The organism is Gluconobacter thailandicus F149-1 = NBRC 100600, assembly GCF_000964465.1.
In the GTDB taxonomy this organism is placed as follows: Bacteria; Pseudomonadota; Alphaproteobacteria; order Acetobacterales; family Acetobacteraceae; genus Gluconobacter; species Gluconobacter thailandicus.
In genome coordinates, this window is record NZ_BANH01000038.1 from 1 (window position 1) to 16,494 (window position 16,494).

The 16,494-nt window shown below is 52.0% G+C and carries 13 protein-coding genes and 3 pseudogenes; 9 read left to right on the top strand and 7 right to left on the bottom strand.

Features of this window, described 5'->3' with window-relative positions:
• Positions 1-121: 121 nt before the first annotated feature.
• The 4 genes from B7444_RS10585 (at position 122) to B7444_RS16370 (ending at position 4,137) form a co-directional block, all read left to right on the top strand.
• Positions 122-1,165: an NAD(P)-dependent alcohol dehydrogenase gene (locus tag B7444_RS10585; RefSeq protein WP_015074360.1), complete on the top strand. Its 1,044-nt coding sequence runs from the start codon at positions 122-124 to the stop codon at positions 1,163-1,165.
• 83 nt (positions 1,166-1,248) lie between these two features.
• Positions 1,249-2,604 carry an MFS transporter gene (locus tag B7444_RS10590; protein ID WP_231502934.1) on the top strand — a complete coding sequence of 452 codons (1,356 nt, stop codon included), beginning with the start codon at positions 1,249-1,251 and terminating at the stop codon, positions 2,602-2,604.
• A 377-nt stretch (positions 2,605-2,981) separates the two neighbouring features.
• Entirely contained in the window at positions 2,982-3,182 is a 201-nt protein-coding gene (locus tag B7444_RS16620; RefSeq protein ID WP_035730167.1) for a hypothetical protein, read from the top strand.
• 176 nt (positions 3,183-3,358) lie between these two features.
• Positions 3,359-4,137, top strand: a protein-coding gene (locus tag B7444_RS16370) for an IS5 family transposase (RefSeq protein ID WP_196769111.1) whose coding sequence is annotated in 2 segments (ribosomal slippage) — positions 3,359-3,686 and positions 3,686-4,137 — 780 coding nt in all. Because the reading frame shifts where the segments join, the coding sequence is not laid out codon by codon here.
• On the opposite strand, the gene B7444_RS17450 is transcribed toward B7444_RS16370, so the two are convergent.
• From B7444_RS17450 to B7444_RS10620, 3 genes are all read right to left on the bottom strand, one after another.
• Positions 4,111-4,350, bottom strand: coding sequence for a transposase (locus B7444_RS17450; RefSeq protein WP_197026268.1), 240 nt, complete (start codon positions 4,348-4,350; stop codon positions 4,111-4,113). The two genes, B7444_RS16370 and B7444_RS17450, sit on opposite strands and share 27 nt — an antisense overlap.
• A 273-nt stretch (positions 4,351-4,623) precedes the next feature.
• The gene (locus tag B7444_RS10615; protein ID WP_231502933.1) at positions 4,624-5,433 is read right to left on the bottom strand and encodes an SDR family NAD(P)-dependent oxidoreductase; all 810 of its coding nucleotides are present in this window, start codon (positions 5,431-5,433) and stop codon (positions 4,624-4,626) included.
• Between the two features lie 124 nt (positions 5,434-5,557).
• Positions 5,558-6,490 (bottom strand): AraC family transcriptional regulator, encoded by a 933-nt coding sequence (locus tag B7444_RS10620; protein ID WP_035730156.1) that lies wholly within the window; start codon positions 6,488-6,490, stop codon positions 5,558-5,560.
• A 577-nt stretch (positions 6,491-7,067) separates the two neighbouring features.
• Between B7444_RS10620 and B7444_RS10625 the strand changes: the two genes are divergently transcribed.
• From B7444_RS10625 to B7444_RS10640, 4 genes are all read left to right on the top strand, one after another.
• Positions 7,068-7,661, top strand: a complete 594-nt coding sequence (locus B7444_RS10625) for a sugar dehydrogenase complex small subunit (protein WP_034881897.1) — start codon at positions 7,068-7,070, stop codon at positions 7,659-7,661.
• Positions 7,662-7,679: 18 nt separating this feature from the next.
• Positions 7,680-9,317, top strand: coding sequence for a GMC family oxidoreductase (locus B7444_RS10630; protein WP_035730153.1), 1,638 nt, complete (start codon positions 7,680-7,682; stop codon positions 9,315-9,317).
• Positions 9,310-10,746, top strand: a complete 1,437-nt coding sequence (locus B7444_RS10635) for a c-type cytochrome (RefSeq protein ID WP_035730151.1) — start codon at positions 9,310-9,312, stop codon at positions 10,744-10,746. Before B7444_RS10630 ends, B7444_RS10635 begins: the two co-directional genes overlap by 8 nt.
• 125 nt (positions 10,747-10,871) lie before the next feature.
• The gene (locus B7444_RS10640) at positions 10,872-11,993 is read left to right on the top strand and encodes an SMP-30/gluconolactonase/LRE family protein (protein ID WP_048855170.1); all 1,122 of its coding nucleotides are present in this window, start codon (positions 10,872-10,874) and stop codon (positions 11,991-11,993) included.
• Between the two features lie 425 nt (positions 11,994-12,418).
• Here B7444_RS10640 and B7444_RS10645 read toward each other — a convergent pair.
• The 3 genes and pseudogenes from B7444_RS10645 to B7444_RS16625 form a co-directional block, all read right to left on the bottom strand.
• Positions 12,419-12,736, bottom strand: a pseudogene (locus B7444_RS10645) (IS481 family transposase); the annotation flags it as partial.
• 92 nt (positions 12,737-12,828) lie between these two features.
• A pseudogene (locus tag B7444_RS10650) lies at positions 12,829-13,131 on the bottom strand (transposase); the annotation flags it as partial.
• Positions 13,132-13,167: 36 nt separating this feature from the next.
• Positions 13,168-13,437, bottom strand: a complete 270-nt coding sequence (locus B7444_RS16625) for a hypothetical protein (protein ID WP_035730146.1) — start codon at positions 13,435-13,437, stop codon at positions 13,168-13,170.
• A gap of 601 nt (positions 13,438-14,038) precedes the next feature.
• Here B7444_RS16625 and B7444_RS10660 point away from each other — a divergent pair.
• The gene (locus B7444_RS10660) at positions 14,039-15,721 is read left to right on the top strand and encodes a Hint domain-containing protein (protein WP_035730144.1); all 1,683 of its coding nucleotides are present in this window, start codon (positions 14,039-14,041) and stop codon (positions 15,719-15,721) included.
• 76 nt (positions 15,722-15,797) lie between these two features.
• On the opposite strand, the pseudogene B7444_RS10665 reads toward B7444_RS10660, so the two are convergent.
• A pseudogene (locus B7444_RS10665) lies at positions 15,798-16,466 on the bottom strand (IS5 family transposase).
• Positions 16,467-16,494 lie beyond the last annotated feature (28 nt).

Below are 16,494 nucleotides of genomic sequence, written 5' to 3' on the forward strand. Positions count from 1 at the left end.
CGCCGCAACCGTCATCTTCTGGCTATGAGTCCTGAGCCTAGATTGAAATGTGAATGTCGTTTCCAAGTGACCATCCCACCAGTTAACAGAAGGGGCGCCATTGAGCGCACCAAGGTGAAATATGGCTCAAGCTTTGGTTCTGGAACGTAAAGGCGAACTGTCCCTCCGAGAGATTGACGTGCCTGATGTCCTCGGCCCTGATGACGTCAGGGTAGCGATCCATACAGTCGGTATCTGCGGAAGTGATGTCCATTATTATACGCATGGACGCATCGGTCATTTCATCGTAGACGCTCCGATGGTTCTTGGCCATGAGGCCTCAGGCACCGTGACGGAAGTTGGTTCACGCGTAACAAGTCTTCAGGTTGGCGATCGTGTCTGCATGGAGCCTGGCATTCCTGACCCTACCTCGCGCGCGTCTAAAATGGGTATTTACAACGTTGATCCTGCCGTAACTTTCTGGGCGACGCCGCCAATTCACGGTTGCCTCACCCCCTCGGTCGTACACCCAGCGGCCTTTACTTACAGACTTCCTGAGAATGTTTCATTCGCCGAAGGCGCCATGGTAGAGCCATTCGCTATTGGCGTTCAGGCAGCCGTCAAAGCCGCCCTGAAGCCGGGCGATACATGTCTAGTTACGGGGTGTGGACCGATTGGGCTTATGACAGCACTGGCAGCACTGGCTTCGGGGGCAGGAACAGTTTTTATTTCCGATATCGCCGCTCCGAAGTTGCAGATCGCTGGACAATATAAAGGTCTCGTTCCCTTGAACGCTAAAGAAGTACGGCCACGCGATGCGGTGTCGCAGCAGTGCGGAGCGGACTGGGGTGTTGATGTTGTTTTCGAGGCCAGCGGCTTTCCGGGGGCATATGACGATGTCTTTTCCTGCGTCCGCCCCGGTGGAACCGTTGTGTTCGTCGGAATGCCTGTCGAGAAGGTCCCGTTTGATCTGGTCGCAGCTCAAGCCAAAGAAATCCGAATGGAAACAGTCTTCAGGTACGCGAATGTCTATGAACGTGCCATTGCCCTGATTTCTTCAGGAAAAGTGGATCTCAAGCCCCTTATTTCTGAAACGTTTCCATTTGCAGAAGGTATCGCAGCCTTTGAACGCGCGGCTTCCGCTCGTCCAACGGATGTGAAGCTACAAATTAAGCTTCCAGGCTGAAGAGCACGGTGGTGCATATCAACAAGCACCACCAGCTTGCTTCCCCCAGCAACACGTCAGACATAGTCTGAATGGTTAAAGGCATGATGAAAATGGATGCCATCCACCCCTCTTCCCTCCATGACGGCAGCACGACATCTCGCATCGTCTGGGGAATGCCGGTCGTCCTCTTCTGGGGATACGTCGCGGTCGCACTCTATATGACGGGAGACGGAATCGAAGTCGCTTTCCTAGCCAAATACGTCACAAGTCTGGGTTTCTCGGCGTCTCAAGCCGGGCTTTTATTTACAGTCTATGGCGCAACAGCGGCTGTTGCCAGCTGGCTGTCCGGTGTCCTTGCCGAAGTCTATGGTCCGCGACGGATCATGGCGATCGGAACTGGTTGGTGGGCGTTATGCCACGTGGCGTTCCTGATGCTGGGCATTGGGCACCATAATTTCAATCTGATGCTGTTTTTCTATGGACTGCGTGGGTTCGCATATCCTCTCTTCTTCTATGCGTTCTTTTTCTGGATTGTACAGCGTACCCCGTCACATCGTCTGGCGTCTGCGATCGGGTGGGTGTGGTCAATGTTTACGATTGGCTACGGCATCATAGCGGCTTTTTTGCCAAGCTTTACCATTCCGGCGATCGGGTTTGTTCCAACCCTGTGGCTCTCGCTCATCTGGGTACTGGCAGGCGGCCTCCTTGCCTGCTTGGCAATACGGGACATTCCAGGAGAGAATCATGAAAAAAGAGAAATCAAGGTTCACACTCTGCGATCCCAGCTTGTCGAAATCAGTCGCGGTCTCACACTGATCATCGAAAACCGGGATATTGCCATTGCGCTCGTAACGCGCGTGATCTGCAACCTGTCGCTCTTTGGCTTTCCCGCGATTATGCCACTTTTTTACACGTCTGCTGAAGGTGGCTTCACGATGCCTCAGTGGCTGCGTATCTATGGCGTTGTCTTCCTCGTTCAGCCATTTACAAATGTGATGTGGGGCGTCATCGGCGACCGTATAGGATGGCTGAAGCAGATGCGTTGGGCCGGATTTGTAGGGTGTGGCATCGCAACGCTTCTCTTCTATTACCTACCGTACATGGCACCGGGAAATATGTGGATCGCGATTGTCGGGGCCCTTCTATTCGCCTTTACAATTACGTCTTTTGTCCCAATGGGAGCAATCTTTCCTGTGCTTGCTCCCCATAACAAAGGTGCAGCGGTGTCAGTCCAGAATCTGGGCGGAGGATTAGCCAATTTTATAGGCCCTGCGCTGGCAACAATCTTTGTTAGCGGATACGGCACCCAGGGCGTCGTTATCGTCTATGCAATATTATATTTTTTCGGCGCAGTTCTGACGTGTTTTATCCATCTCAAGCAGCCGCAAGGAATGCATGCTGCGGATATCATTTCTGAAGCGAAGGCTGAAGAGATGGGCGAGCATGTGACTACCTAACGACGATTTGTTTGGTAAACGAGAGACCTCCTTCACACCACAATTCAAATTAATTGTGGTGTGAATTTTAAAGCTGATCTGCGTATATTTTTAAAAAACCAATATTTAAATTATGAAATATTCCGTAGTTATGTTGTTGCGTTCCTATGGACTTTACTTCTCTTGATTAGGTCACGTTGACAAAAAATCTGATCCAGAGCCTTGCGGCTGCGAGATTGCGGAAACTGATGAAGGACAGGGCAGTCTTGTCGTATCATGTTGCAATACGGCGCATCTGCTTGAGGTGGTTGAACACGATTGCGATCCCTGTAACGCCGCCAGTCAGTGTTTTGAGGAGCGCTGCGGTTTTTACGTGATGGAATGACCGGCAGGATCCCGTGGACCAGCAGATCCTGGCGGAAGCTGTCACTGTCATAGCCCCGGTCGGCCAGCATGGCGCTGGGGTTCGGGACAGGCAGCTTCATCAGGGCGTCTGTGGCTTTGTAGTCCTAGACCTGACCTCGGGTAAGGATAAAGCAAAGAGAGCGTCCCTGATTGTCACATCGGACGTGGATTTTGCTCGTAAAGCCGCCGTGTGATCGACCAAAAGCTTCCAGTGAGCCCCCTTTTGCGCCCGTGGCCTGTGAATGGGCACGGACTACGGTGCTGTCGACCATACGCTGCCAGTTATCGGTCCCCCTAGGTTTTGTTGACAAAAGATCTTCCCAGACTGGCTTAGACGTGATTCAAAGTTGGTCTTTGCGGAGACCAGTGTATGCGTGGCGACCTGACGGACGAGGAATGGGCGATCATTGGCGGCCTGCTGCCGCCTGAACGTGGCCGTTGGTCACGGCCGGCACAGGATAACCGTCTGTTTCTCAACGGAATGCTTTATGTCCTGCGTGTCGGTTGCCCATGGCGGGATATGCATGAGCGCTATGGAAAATGGAACTCGGTCTATGTGCGGTTTCGTCGATGGGCAGAACAGGGTGTCTGGGACGCTTTGCTGGAAACGCTGGTCGAACTTGGTCTGACCGATGACTGGCAGCACATGATCGATAGCACGGTTGTTCGGGGGCACAGCCAGGCTGCTGGCGCAAAAGGGGGACTCTTAAGGAAGGCTTTGGTCGAAGCCGCGGCGGCTTTACGAGCAAGATCCATGCCCGTGCTGACGGTCAGGGACGCCCTCTTGGCTTTGAACTGACGGGCGGTGAAATTTCTGACTACTCCGGCGCTGATGCCCTGATGGACCTACCGGTCGTGACACCGCGCCGACTTCTGGCCGACAAGGGATATGATAGTGACAGGATACGGGAGAACCTGCTTTTTCGAGGTATTCTTCCTGTTATCCCGCCCCGTTCAAACCGCACAGAGGATATCCCCTGCGACTTCCGTCGTTATCGGGATCGCAACCGTATCGAACGGATGTTCAACAAGCTCAAGCAGTTCCGACGTATCGCCACACGCTATGACAAGACAAGAAAATCGTTCCTCGCCTTTCTTAACCTCGCAGCCGTAAAACTGTGGCTACCGTCTTTTGTCAACAGAACCTAGGTCTACCAGTGTTTGCAGCAGAGCATCCCTGACACCCTGCTCGGCCCAACGGCGAAACCTGACATAGACCGAGTTCCACCTGCCATAGCGCTCATGTATGTCCCGCCACGGAGAATCGACGCGCAGGACATGCAGCATGCCATTGAGAAACAGGCGGTTGTCCTCCGGCTGGTCGAGCCCAACGTCCGCGCTCAGGCGGCAGAAGCGGATCAATCATCGCCCATTCCCGATCTGTCAGATCACCTCGTGCTATACCCATTCCACCGTACCGCCTTCGCTGAGGCAATCAGTAAATCAAATCTGAAACAAATCAGTATAGACCTTCTATCAATGTAACCTAATGGACCGATTTTGGATTAAAAATGGTGCTGTTTGACTATTTTTTGTCGATGAAACCTGCTCAATTTTTCATTATCAAAATAAAAAAACCTTGCAGCACTCATGCTGCAAGGTAGTTAACCACGATATTAACAATATAATTGGATTTCAGAGAGTCTTTAGCATTCCACCATCAACGAAGTATGCTGATCCCACACTGTAGGAGGCTTTATCAGAAGCCAGAAAGACGAAGAAATTGGCCAACTCTTCAGGAGATGCAAATCGCTTTATCGGAGCATGTTCATCTGCAACAGACTGAAGATAACCTTCCCAGTCTCCCCCGGTATCTTTTGTCAGTTCCTTTGCTGTCTTGATCCAGTCAGGCGTAAGGACAAGACCAGGATTAACACAGTTGACCCGAATGTTGTCTTTGACGACTTCGGTAGCGAGGGTTTTGGAGAACATCATCAACGCTGCTTTTGTAACGTTGTAAATGGGCTCATACCACAACGGCTGTGCAGCACAGATTGATGCGTTGTGAATGATGGCCCCACCTCCGCGCGCGCGCATTCCTGGGACCAGTCCACGCGCAAGGCGGACGGCAGCCATGACGTGCAGTTCCCAATAAAACTGCCACTTCTCGTCTGAAGCCTCCATGATTGTTTCGTTAGAACCCGTCCCGGCATTGTTTACCAGAATGTCTGCGCCACCAAATGCGCTTTGAACGGATTCAACGACCTCATCAACACCTTCCGGCGTAGCAATATCGACCGCAACTTCAAGAACGCGAACTCCAAACTTCTCCTTGAGAGATTTTGCCGCTTCTTGCAGTCGTTCTACCTGACGGGCAACCAGAACAATATGCGCTCCCTCTTTCGCAAAGCCTTCAGCTATAGCCAGACCGATACCAGCACTCGAACCGGTAATAACGGCAACCTTTCCGGAAATACCCATATCCATAACTGCCGATAACCTCATTTTTCTTTGGTTACACATCAAGAAGAAAATTATTTCTTCTATGCTCTAATATATAACACCGAATTGAGCCCATCCAATCACTTGTTTGTTTTTATTATGATTCATGATAGAATATTTCTTTAATTTAATGTGGCAACTTAAATTTATTGAGCGCCATTTTTGCTTCGCGTCTATACTCGCGCGGTGTCATATGCTTTTCATCTAAAAAAATACGATTAAAATTCGACAGGTTACCGAACCCTGCTTCGCTCCCCACAACACCAACTGACTTTGATGTTGTTACAAGAAGTTCGCAGGCACGACTGATGCGCAACCGACGTACGAAACTTGTAAAAGTGTCTCCGGTAGCTCTTAGGAAAAGCCTAGAGAAGGCCGAAGGGGTCATTTTAACATGACGTGCAACGTCGGCCTGTCTGATTTCACGCAGGTTCACCGACAGAAGAAACTTGATAATCGTATCAACTGTCCGTGACTCGTTCCCTTTCGCCACGAGAGAGTATTGTGTACTACACAAAACCCGGCGAGGCGCTCTGGCCAAATCCGTAAGAAGTTTAATGACCATAGCAACCCGATCAATGGGGTCCGCCTTTTCAATCATTCCCATCTGCTGACCAAAATCCTTGAGCGATGGACCATAAAACTCCACCCCGCAGGCCGCATCATTCAGAAGATCGCCCAGTACTTCGAATTCAGGACACAGTCCAATTAACCCTTGCAACCAGTCAGACTGAATCTGCACGAGCAGATCCCGACCTGGAATTATTTCATCCTGCTCAAGGCTGCTTAACCAGTTGTGAGGCAGATTGGGGCCGATCAGAAACAGGCTACCTGCACAAAACGTCCCGACATGGCCACCAACTACATATCGACCGTTACTGGCCGTAATAAGATGTAACTCGTATTCGGGATGGTAATTCCATCTTGCACGATCTGCAGGAAAATCATGCCGCGCCACCACGAAGCTTTGCGCTGGCGCGGCGGTAATCATTTCATAAACGGGAGCGGGTTCCTGTTTTCCTGTTTCTTTACTCGGGGGCATGACAGCATTTTTTTCCATTGTCTCATGAGGAAATCTTGGCTTTACGCACCATTCTTGCAGCCAGACCGGTCCATTCCTCAGGCATGACACTTCAACAGCACATCTTAGGTTCCAAGGCCATGATGCGAAAAAACAGGCTTTCCAAACATTCGATAAGACTATGAGTATTTTGGCATCTTATGTCCTTGATCTAGGCTGTATATTTTATTTTTCTGATATTTTCTTGCGCTTTGGCAAGCTGAATAGCTCGATTTTCCGAGCTCCCCCTCTTCCTCTCCAAAAAAGGGGACTTACGAGCACCTAATTCCACAACATATTGTTTTAAATGTATAATTTCCGGACAATCATTTTTCTTTCGAATATTTTTTCTACTGATGCTTCCTGTATCTGACACAAAAAAAATCACCCATATCTACGGAACGAGGTGAGATAGTCACAAATAAGTGAGTTCAATTTAGCAGTTTACTTTCACAACAAACGGTGTCTAGAACCACAACCTAAGTGCGAAATGAATACAAATAAACCAATTAAACGAGGTGTGCTACACAGTAATTAATATGAATCACCTAGAAAAAGGAAAGGATAAAACTGTACTGTGTTAAAAAACCTATATACAAACCGTCATGATCTAAGACGGCCTCTTCTCCGGGTCTCACGCCGTGGGATATTGGCGGGTGGAATCAGTCTTTTGACAGCGACTTCACTACGCTTACATGCAGAGGAAGCGAAGTCTCCTCTCGCAAGCCGGGACGAGTATGAACGCTTCTTCGAAGTGTCTCGTCGCCTCATGGATCGGGAAAAAGTCCATCCTCTCATCGGGCAGGCCCTCTACGACACTCTTTTGTCTCAAAGAGCAGCCTACCGAAGTGAGATCAATCAACTGCATGATCTTCTCACTACAAAAGAGTTTAGTTCAGCCGCCGAATTTGCCCGTGAGGCCGAGCATTCTGACAACGCGCTGAAAGAGACCATTCATGCCCTGATGCACGGCTGGTATCGGGGCGTCGTGGGTCAGACAGTCGTCGTCTACCGTGCGGCCGCCATGTTTGCTCTGACTGATGATGCGGTCTTTCCCAAGACTTATGCGACAGCGAGACCCTTCTACTGGACTGAAAAGCCACCAGTCGTTGAGACGCCAACAGCGGCCCCGGCACTGTCTCCATCGGAATATGTCGCAGAATCCCAGTAAGAAACGGATGTTATTTCAATGAGTTCTTCGAATTCCCTTTCGGCAGATGTCGTGATCGTGGGATCCGGCGTCGCAGGGGCCAGTATTGCCAACGAACTTGCGAGAGCCGGCCTCTCCGTCATCGTTCTTGAAGCCGGCCCCCGGATCGACCGCCAGCATATTCTTGAAAATTTCCGCACCACGGAAAACAAGGGAGCATACCAGCTTCCCTACCCACCCGTGCCTTGGGCGATGCATCCGCCTGATCAGGGCTCTCCCAATGGCTATCTGCATACGACCGGACCTGACGGTGCTGCGTATCAGCAGGGCTATCTGCGTGTTGTCGGGGGAACGACCTGGCATTGGGCAGGATGTGCCTGGCGGTATCTCCCCTCTGACTTCGAGTTACATTCCCGATATGGCGTTGGCCGCGACTGGGCCATCAAGTACGATGATCTGGAGCCATTCTACTATCAGGCCGAAGTCATGATGGGCGTGGCAGGCCCTAACATGGATGTCGATGACCTGGGATCTCCACGATCTCACAATTACCCGATGAAGGAAGTACCCCTGTCCTATGGCGCGGATCAGTTTCGCAAACTGATCCATGAGAAGACGAATTACCGCGTCGTTCACGAGCCACAGGCCCGTAACACTCGCCCTTATGACAAGCGCCCAACCTGTGAGGGCAACAACAACTGCATGCCGATCTGTCCGATCGGGGCGATGTACAACGGAATTCACTCGGTCAATCATGCGGAAGCAGCAGGCGCCCGTATTATTCCGAATGCGGTTGTCTACCGACTGGAGACCGACGCCAGCAACAAGAAGGTCGTGGCCGTAAATTATTACGATCCCGATAAGAATTCTCATCGTGTCACCGGTAAGTTCTTCGTGGTCGCTGCGCACTGCATTGAGAGTGCCAAGCTGCTCCTGCTGTCCGCCGATGACAAAAATCCCCGGGGCATTGCCAACAGTTCAGATCAGGTTGGTCGGAACATGATGGATCACACGGGCGTACAGCTCTCGTTTATGAGCGGAAACGACTCTCTGTGGCCGGGTCGTGGTCCTCTGCTGACCAGCATTATCGACTCGTTTCGTGACGGCCCATGGCGGAGCGAACGTGGTGCGTATCTTGTGCATATGGTTGACGATAATCAGGTCGACTTCGCAACGGGTCTGGCGATTGCCAAGGGCTATGTCGGGAAAGAGCTGGAAGAGCAGATCCGTTATGGCTCCTCTCATGCCGTTCGTCTCTTCAGCCATAACGAAGGCATTGCCGACCCCGACAACCGGCTGACACTGAGCAAAACACATAAAGACGTTCTGGGCATTCCTCACCCCGAAGTCTATTACAAGCTTCCCGAGTACACAGTGAAGAGTTGTGACCATACCAAGGAGCTGTTCAAGGAACTGATGGCTCTGATGAGTGGTACTGATCCTCAATGGACAAAGGGTTACTTCCCGCAGTGCCATCCGTCGGGCAGCACGATCATGGGAACAGACCCCACCAATTCGGTCGTTGACGGTGAGTGCCGCACCCATGACCACGAAAACCTGTTTGTTGCCAGTTCAGCGGTCTTCTCTTCGGTCGGTACAGGCAATATCACCCTGACCATTGCCGCGCTGGCGCTTCGCGTTGCAGCATCCCTGAAAAAGGAGATGCTTCATGCGTGAGGGGAATAAAGCCGGAATACGCCGCCTCTTTCTGCCAGCTGCCATAGCTTCGGGTGTCCTGTTCGGCGCGCAGTCAGCGAGGGCAGAGGATCAGGCCACCACTATCAGCCGAGGCGCCTATCTGGCTACAGCAGGCGACTGCGTTGCCTGCCATACGAAACCAGGTGGGGCTCCCTTTGCGGGCGGCCTTGTCATTGCGTCCCCAATGGGCGGGATCGTCGCGTCCAACATTACACCCGATCCGGATACGGGAATTGGCAAATACACCGAAGAGGAGTTTGCCAACGCTCTTCGCAAGGGTATTCGCAGGGACGGAGCTCATCTCTATCCGGCCATGCCTTACACGGCCTATTCGGAGATTGCGGATACGGACATCCACGCATTGTATGTCTACTTCATGCATGGCGTGGCCCCCCTGCGGCAGGACAATCCGAAGACGGAGCTGAAATTCCCCTTCAATATCCGCGCAATGATGATCAGCTGGAATCTCCTGTTCGCAGGACCTCCGGCCGCAAAGGGTGATCCTCAGACCTATTCCAAAATCGAAAGAGGCCACTATCTCGCAGATGCCTTGGGACATTGCGGAACCTGTCATACACCACGCAATTTCCTGATGGGCGAACGCAGCAGCAGTGCCTATCTTGGCGGAACGCCGCTCGCTGGCTGGTATGCTCCCAACATCACACCGAGCATGAATAGCGGGATCGGCGATTGGAGCGAAGACGATCTGGTTCAGTACCTGCGTACAGGCTCCGTGCCAGGACGTGCTCAGGCGGCAGGCATGATGGGCGAAGCTGTTGAACATAGCTTTAGCAAGCTGACAGACGAGGATCTCCACGCGATCGCCGCCTATATCCGACAGATCCCAAAGATCGAGGACAGCCAAGCAAAACAGCCGCGTGACCGGTTCGGGGTTGCCGTCCAGCCCATCGTGGATCTGCAGAAGCCAAAACTTGATCGTGAAGATGACCTGTTTCCGATGGACGGGGAGAGGATCTACGTCAACAACTGTGCAGCCTGCCATGGACTTGATGGTGCAGGAGCGGCCGATCACTTCACGCCCTCTCTGTCCTCCAATGCAGTAGTCGGTGCACCGGGAGCTGACAATCTGATCATGGCCATTGTCAACGGCGTTGATCGCACGACGAATGGTCATCACGTTCTGATGCCGGGTTTCGGCCCCACTTCCGATGTACAACGGCTCAGCGATACGGATGTGGCGAAACTCACCAACTATGTCTCCGGGACATTTGGAAGTGGCGATCATCATGTCACAGCTCAGGACGTAAAGGTCGCTCGTGAAGGCGGGCCTCTGCCAGCACTAGTGAAGGATATGCCGGCCTTAATTGGGGCTGGTGTTATTGCAGCCTTTGCAGCAATGTCATGCCTGATCTGGTGGTTCAGACGGCGCACTCAAAAACAGAAATAATCAAAATATTATTTAATATTACCTTCGATATAAATTATCGAAGGTAATATTCTGTACAAATAATATCTTTCAGTATTAAAATCGAACATATATTTATATATCTGATCAATCACAGGAAACATCTAGTGTACTCAAAGCGTATCTTCCGTGCTCTTTTCTGTATCGGCTCTTTATCGATCTTTTCTCCTTTCTCCGCGATAGCCAGGGACAGCATCGACAAAGGATTTATTCCTTCGGGCAATGTTCAAGTCATCGCACGCTTTCCGAATGTACAAGCCTCGGGTATCGCCATTCTTCGTGATGGCCGAATGATTGTAGGGTTTCCTCGCAGCGTTCATGAACACGCAGGACCTCGTGTCGGACTTTACCTCAAAGGCAAGATCCTTCCGTTTCCTGATACTTCTTCTCAACAACAGTTTGTCTCTCCTCTGGGCATGACTGTAGATTCAAAGGGCACACTCTGGATCCTCGACGAAGGCATGTTGGATGGTCAGGGTACAATTGCCGGCGCGCAGAAGCTCTTTGAAATTGACCCTGCCTCAAATCGTATTGTCAGAATTTACACCATTACGGCCCCTGCTCTCCTCCCTGACAGTCATTTGAACGACGTTCGGATCGATTTGACTCATGGTGCAAATGGCACAGCATTCATAACTGACACGTCTACCAGCAACCATCCCGGTATCATTGTGATCGATTTGGCGACAGGTGCGCAAAGGCGTATCCTAGCTAACGCGCAGGTTGTCTCGGGAGAAGCTGGCTTTGTCAGCATGATTGACGGGATACTTGCCCGTCACGATTCCATAAATCCAACTCTTCCGCGAGGAGGAGTGGACGGCATCGCTCTAAGCGCGGATGAGCAAACTCTTTTCTGGCAATCCGTTAGCAGCCGCAAACTGTATTCGGCACCTACGGCGCTTTTGGCAGATCCGGCTGTGCCCGAAAACCAGATTGAGGCAGCGGTAAAGTATGAGAGCGAAACCACGACAGCAGATGGCATGGCCACCGGCCCAGACGGGTCACTGTACATCACGGATGTTGAGCGACATGGTATTCTGAAGCGCTCCCCTTCAGGAGACGTTTCAATAATAGCACATGATCCCCGCCTCATTGAACCGGACGGCATAGTTTACCATGACGGCGCTTTATACTGCACGATTGGACAATGGGCACGCCTCCCTGCGTTTCACAACGGCAAGGATATGGAAGAAATGCCATTCATCATTGTTCGAATTGTTCCTCGTTAACGCGACCTCAGCTTCGAAACCCAGAAAAAAAATGGGATCCATGTAGCTCCGTGGGATGGTGGGTCGCAGACCTCATCGTAAGCGCCTGTTAGGACAATCACGGGTGAGCTTTCTGCGCATGAGATCGGCCGCCCATGACGACGAATATCATGGCCTGTGACACGTCAAAGTGGCAGCTCGTATTATGTACGAGCCGCCGCCAGCGGGTCATCCAGCTAAAGGTCCTTTCAACTACCCAGCGTCACGGCAGCGGATAATCTCGACGATAAAATCCAGAAGCCCCCTTGCCCGATCAGCTTCAAGCAGTCATAGGCGCCCACGCCGAACAGAGGCCTCACCCTGGCCAACGCTTGCGGATCGCATCCAGATTTCTCTGATTACCAGCACTGTCAGAGACTATCGGCCGGGGTCAAGTTTGCTATCATGATGAGGCGCCAGACGCTGTCTCGGTTGAGGTGGGACAGGAAATGCCGCAGCACGAAGGTCAGGTCATCGAGCCCAAACTCGGTGGCGTAACGCAGATGACAAACGATCGCGCGCTCTTCCCCGGTCGCTTTCCAGGCTAACCCCCGGGGCTTACTGCTACGATCCATGCATCCCTCTACTCCGCGCTTGCGCCATTTGCGCACCGTCTCGTCGCTGATGCCGAAGCGTCGGGCTAATACCCCGGTCCCTTCCGTCGAGCCCGTGATTTCTGCCCGCACAGATGGAGTGGTGCGGGCTTGCGGATGGATCTGATGCATCAACAATCACTCCGGAGCTCAACGTCAAACCAGGGGGGCATAGGCGGCAATAGCCCACAATACCTCACCCCAATGACGTCTCACAACCTCACACGGTGTGCCTGGAGATAGGTCGCATCAATCATGAGGGTCTGAGGTTCTGCCTGTCCAGCAGCCTAGTCCCTCCATCATTCGGATGCAGGTCCCGATGGCGATCCAGCGTTTCCAGCGGTTGTAGAGTGTTTTGTCTGGATACAACTCCCAGGGCGCATCGCGACAACACAAACCGTTCCGATTAACGAAGATGATTCCACTCAGCACGTGCGGTCATCAACGCGCGGTTTGCCGTGGCTCTTGGGGAAAAAGGGCTGCAGACGCTCTACCTGGTCGTCCGTCAGCCCAAAAAGGTCACTCATCTTCAGTTTCCTCACAGCGCCTGAAAAAAATTTCCCTCACCAAATCAATGGGTCCTGAAAGCCTAGCGGCCCTTCGCGCATTGAGCATAGCAGCAGCGCTGCACGCAGCATGAGAGCCTTTAGACCGAGCTCAACGGCGAGAAAGGTGAAGACCTGATCTGCACGTTCCGCAGCGAAATCGGAATGCCGAGCCTCCATAACGTTCACCTGCCTAACGCCTCGGACGAAGACTTCACCCAGATCGACCCTCTCGTCCTTTGACCCCGTGCCCTCATGGTCATTGAAACCAGGCCTTACAAAGGTCATCTGAGCGTCCCTCAAAACGATAAATAATGGTGGCAGTGTCGTGGGACAGAGGAAAAGGGTCCAGCCCTCTTCGTCAGAAAGGCGGCCCGCGCCCTAACTTCGCAGGCCTGTCTCGATGTGGAAATCCTGAGCCGTGTCGCCCTCACAGGGCGCGCCAGCGTATCACCCTTTCTAAAATCTTCGACCAGGAGATGCGACGAACTGATTAACGGACGCAGGCGAAGGATCCTGCGGGTCGCCCGTCACACCCCCCGGTAGGCAGAAGCTGTTTTAAGAACAATGAATTAACCCTGCATTTTCATGCATCCAAAACATTCCATATTCACTAAACAGTATAATTATAAGTACTTAATCTAAATAGAAATTACTGATTCTTATTAATGAGATTTTATTATATGTGACAGAGTCTAAATCCTTGTTACCGATATATTTAATTTATCGTTAATCGTCATTTATTTAATTTCGACTCGTGTTTCTATTTTGACAACGAAGGTTAACCATTTTATTGGTTTTTTACTTTGCTTCGCCTTCCAAACGCCAATTTCGCCTAGGCCATCCATTTTGTCTGGAGAGCGGTGCTGTATCTTGAAAGGGACTGAAGATGACGACTTATCTCTGGACGGGCGCGAGCAATACTGACTGGAGCAATCCCAGTAACTGGAACGTCGTAAGTGGCACGAACGTGACAACAGCCACAGGTGTCCCAGGCTCTGCGGACAATGTCCTTATCATGAGTGGCAACTCGCTGAACCAAGCGGGGTATACCTACAATGGCGATGCAAACGCCATGAACAACGCCGTTAAAAACATGACCCCCACGCTGAGTGGCAGCACGCCGGTGACCGTGGCCAACGTTACGCTTGGCGGCAACGGCGGACCGGCAACTTTGTCAACCGGTAGCACGCCTTTCACTGTGACTGGCACATTGCAGGATCCGCAGAGCGCAGGCTTTAAAAACGCCCAAGGCGGCTCCTATAGCCTTCAGGGGACAAATATCCATCTTGTCCACCTCGCATTGGGAACAGGCGGCAATGTGTCCTATGGCACAGTAAGTACACCTGCCAATGTTACGGTCGATTGGTTGAGTGGTGCTGGTCAGAATGACAATGGCAACAATTCAGCCCTCACCGTCACTAAGGGATATGACGTTGACAGTAGCGGAAGCCCGTCTTTCCAAAGCGGAAAAAATGGCAATAACAACTGGAAAATCACATACGCTGACGGAGCCGAGAAGCGCTATCCCAATTCCTGCTTCCTGACTGGCAGCATGATCCGCACCCTGCGCGGCGATATGGCTGTTGAGGATATTCGCCCGACAGACCGCGTCATCGCCTGCGTGAACGGCCAGGACGTTGCGCGTGTCGTCGTCTGGACAGGAAAGGCCCATGTTATCGTCAATGCGACCCTGTCGGAGGACGCGGCCGGGTATCCGGTCAGGATCGTCAAGGACGCTTTGGCACAAGGCCTCCCTTCACAGGACCTTCTGGTCACATCAGAACACTGCGTGTTTCTCGATGGAAAATTTGTTCCGGTCCGGATGCTCGTCAACGGCGCGTCAATTTTTTACGATACCTCGATAACCTCCTACGACCACTATCATATCGAGACAGAAGAGCATTCCATCATTACAGCCAATGGCATTCTGACAGAGAGTTATCTTGATACCGGCAATCGCCGCGCATTCCGTCCTGACGGCTCTGTTGTGCGGCTCGGCACCCGAGCGCTGACATGGGAACAGGACGCAGCTGCACCGCTGGACGTCAGCCGTGCGTTCGTCGAACCACATTTCCACAGGGTTCGTCAGAGAGCTGCGGCTCTTGGGTTTACAGGTCGTGCGATCCCTCGCACCACTACAGATGATGCCGATCTCCGCCTGCTGACAGAAACAGGACACATTATTCGCCCGACCCGCGTGCAGGGCGATCTCGTAATGTTCATGGTGCCGTCCTCTGTAAGAAACATCCACATTCTCTCGCGGGCCAGCCGTCCGAGCGAAGCGATTGGACCATTCATCGACGATCGCCGCGAACTTGGCGTGTTGATTGGCCAGATCGCCCTGTATGATTCCGTCAAGACGGTCAAAATCGACCATCACCTGAAGGCAGAAGATCTGTCTGGCTGGGAAGCACGAAAGCATATTCCCGCCCGCTGGACCAATGGATACGCAAAACTGCCTTTGAACGCGAGAACACCTAACAGCATCGGGATGCTGGTGCTCCAGATCCTCGCTGCTGGCCCGTATGTCGTAGAGCAGTCAGCTAACACCAGTCTTTACAAGGCCTGAACGGCTCACTTTCTAACTGACACTCCTTCTTTGGAGGAGTGTCAGACCGAAACGCTCTGGCAACCAGGCTCAGGCCTCATTTCTTGAGATAGAAGATGAAGCTTGCCGCGATGTGGATTGCGGACATGAATGTATGAGCGCAGCGGTCTTATCTGGACGCGACACGTCGCCAGTCTTTCAGCTTTGCGAACATGTTTTCGATCAGAGGGCGCTTTTTATACAGATGCCAGTTGTAAGGCGGCTTTGATTTCCGGTTCTTTCTCGGTGGCATGCAGGCGGTGGTCTTCCGGTCTGCGAGAGCGCGTCTGATCCGGCTGCTGTGATATCCTCGATCACCGATGCTTTGTTCTGTTTTATCGGGAATATCTGTCAGCAGCACATCGGCGCCCATGAAATTACTGACCTGTTCCGCAGTCAGATGCAGGCGAACAGGCCGACCCTGGCCATTACATATGGCATGCAGCTTTGAGATGTATCGCATCGATCATCAAACGCGTTGAGCGACCCGTCTGTTCACTCAAAACCGCAAAGATCCGGTCGAAAACACTCAGACAGCTCCAGCGAATAAGCCGGTTATATAAGGTTTTGTGCAGACCATACGCTTCGGGCGAATCTTTCCACTGAAGGCCGTTACGGATCACATAAATGATCCCGATCAGAATCCGTCGGCCCCTCCATGTGCCAGAGGAAAATACGGTGCAATTCTCTCTATCTGGCTTTCAGAAGGCAAATACACATCACTCACAGGCTCATCTTCTACGAGAAATTGTGAA

What these genes read in the sequence shown, in the direction of transcription:
- B7444_RS10635 (WP_035730151.1), top strand. Translation starts at nt 9,310, where the DNA reads ATGCGTGAGGGGAATAAAGCCGGAATACGCCGCCTCTTTCTGCCAGCT.
- B7444_RS16625 (WP_035730146.1), bottom strand. Translation starts at nt 13,437, where the DNA reads ATGACCTTTGTAAGGCCTGGTTTCAATGACCATGAGGGCACGGGGTCA.
- B7444_RS10590 (WP_231502934.1), top strand. Translation starts at nt 1,249, where the DNA reads ATGATGAAAATGGATGCCATCCACCCCTCTTCCCTCCATGACGGCAGC.
- B7444_RS10660 (WP_035730144.1), top strand. Translation starts at nt 14,039, where the DNA reads ATGACGACTTATCTCTGGACGGGCGCGAGCAATACTGACTGGAGCAAT.
- B7444_RS10630 (WP_035730153.1), top strand. Translation starts at nt 7,680, where the DNA reads ATGAGTTCTTCGAATTCCCTTTCGGCAGATGTCGTGATCGTGGGATCC.
- B7444_RS10585 (WP_015074360.1), top strand. Translation starts at nt 122, where the DNA reads ATGGCTCAAGCTTTGGTTCTGGAACGTAAAGGCGAACTGTCCCTCCGA.
- B7444_RS10615 (WP_231502933.1), bottom strand. Translation starts at nt 5,433, where the DNA reads ATGAGGTTATCGGCAGTTATGGATATGGGTATTTCCGGAAAGGTTGCC.
- B7444_RS10620 (WP_035730156.1), bottom strand. Translation starts at nt 6,490, where the DNA reads ATGGAAAAAAATGCTGTCATGCCCCCGAGTAAAGAAACAGGAAAACAG.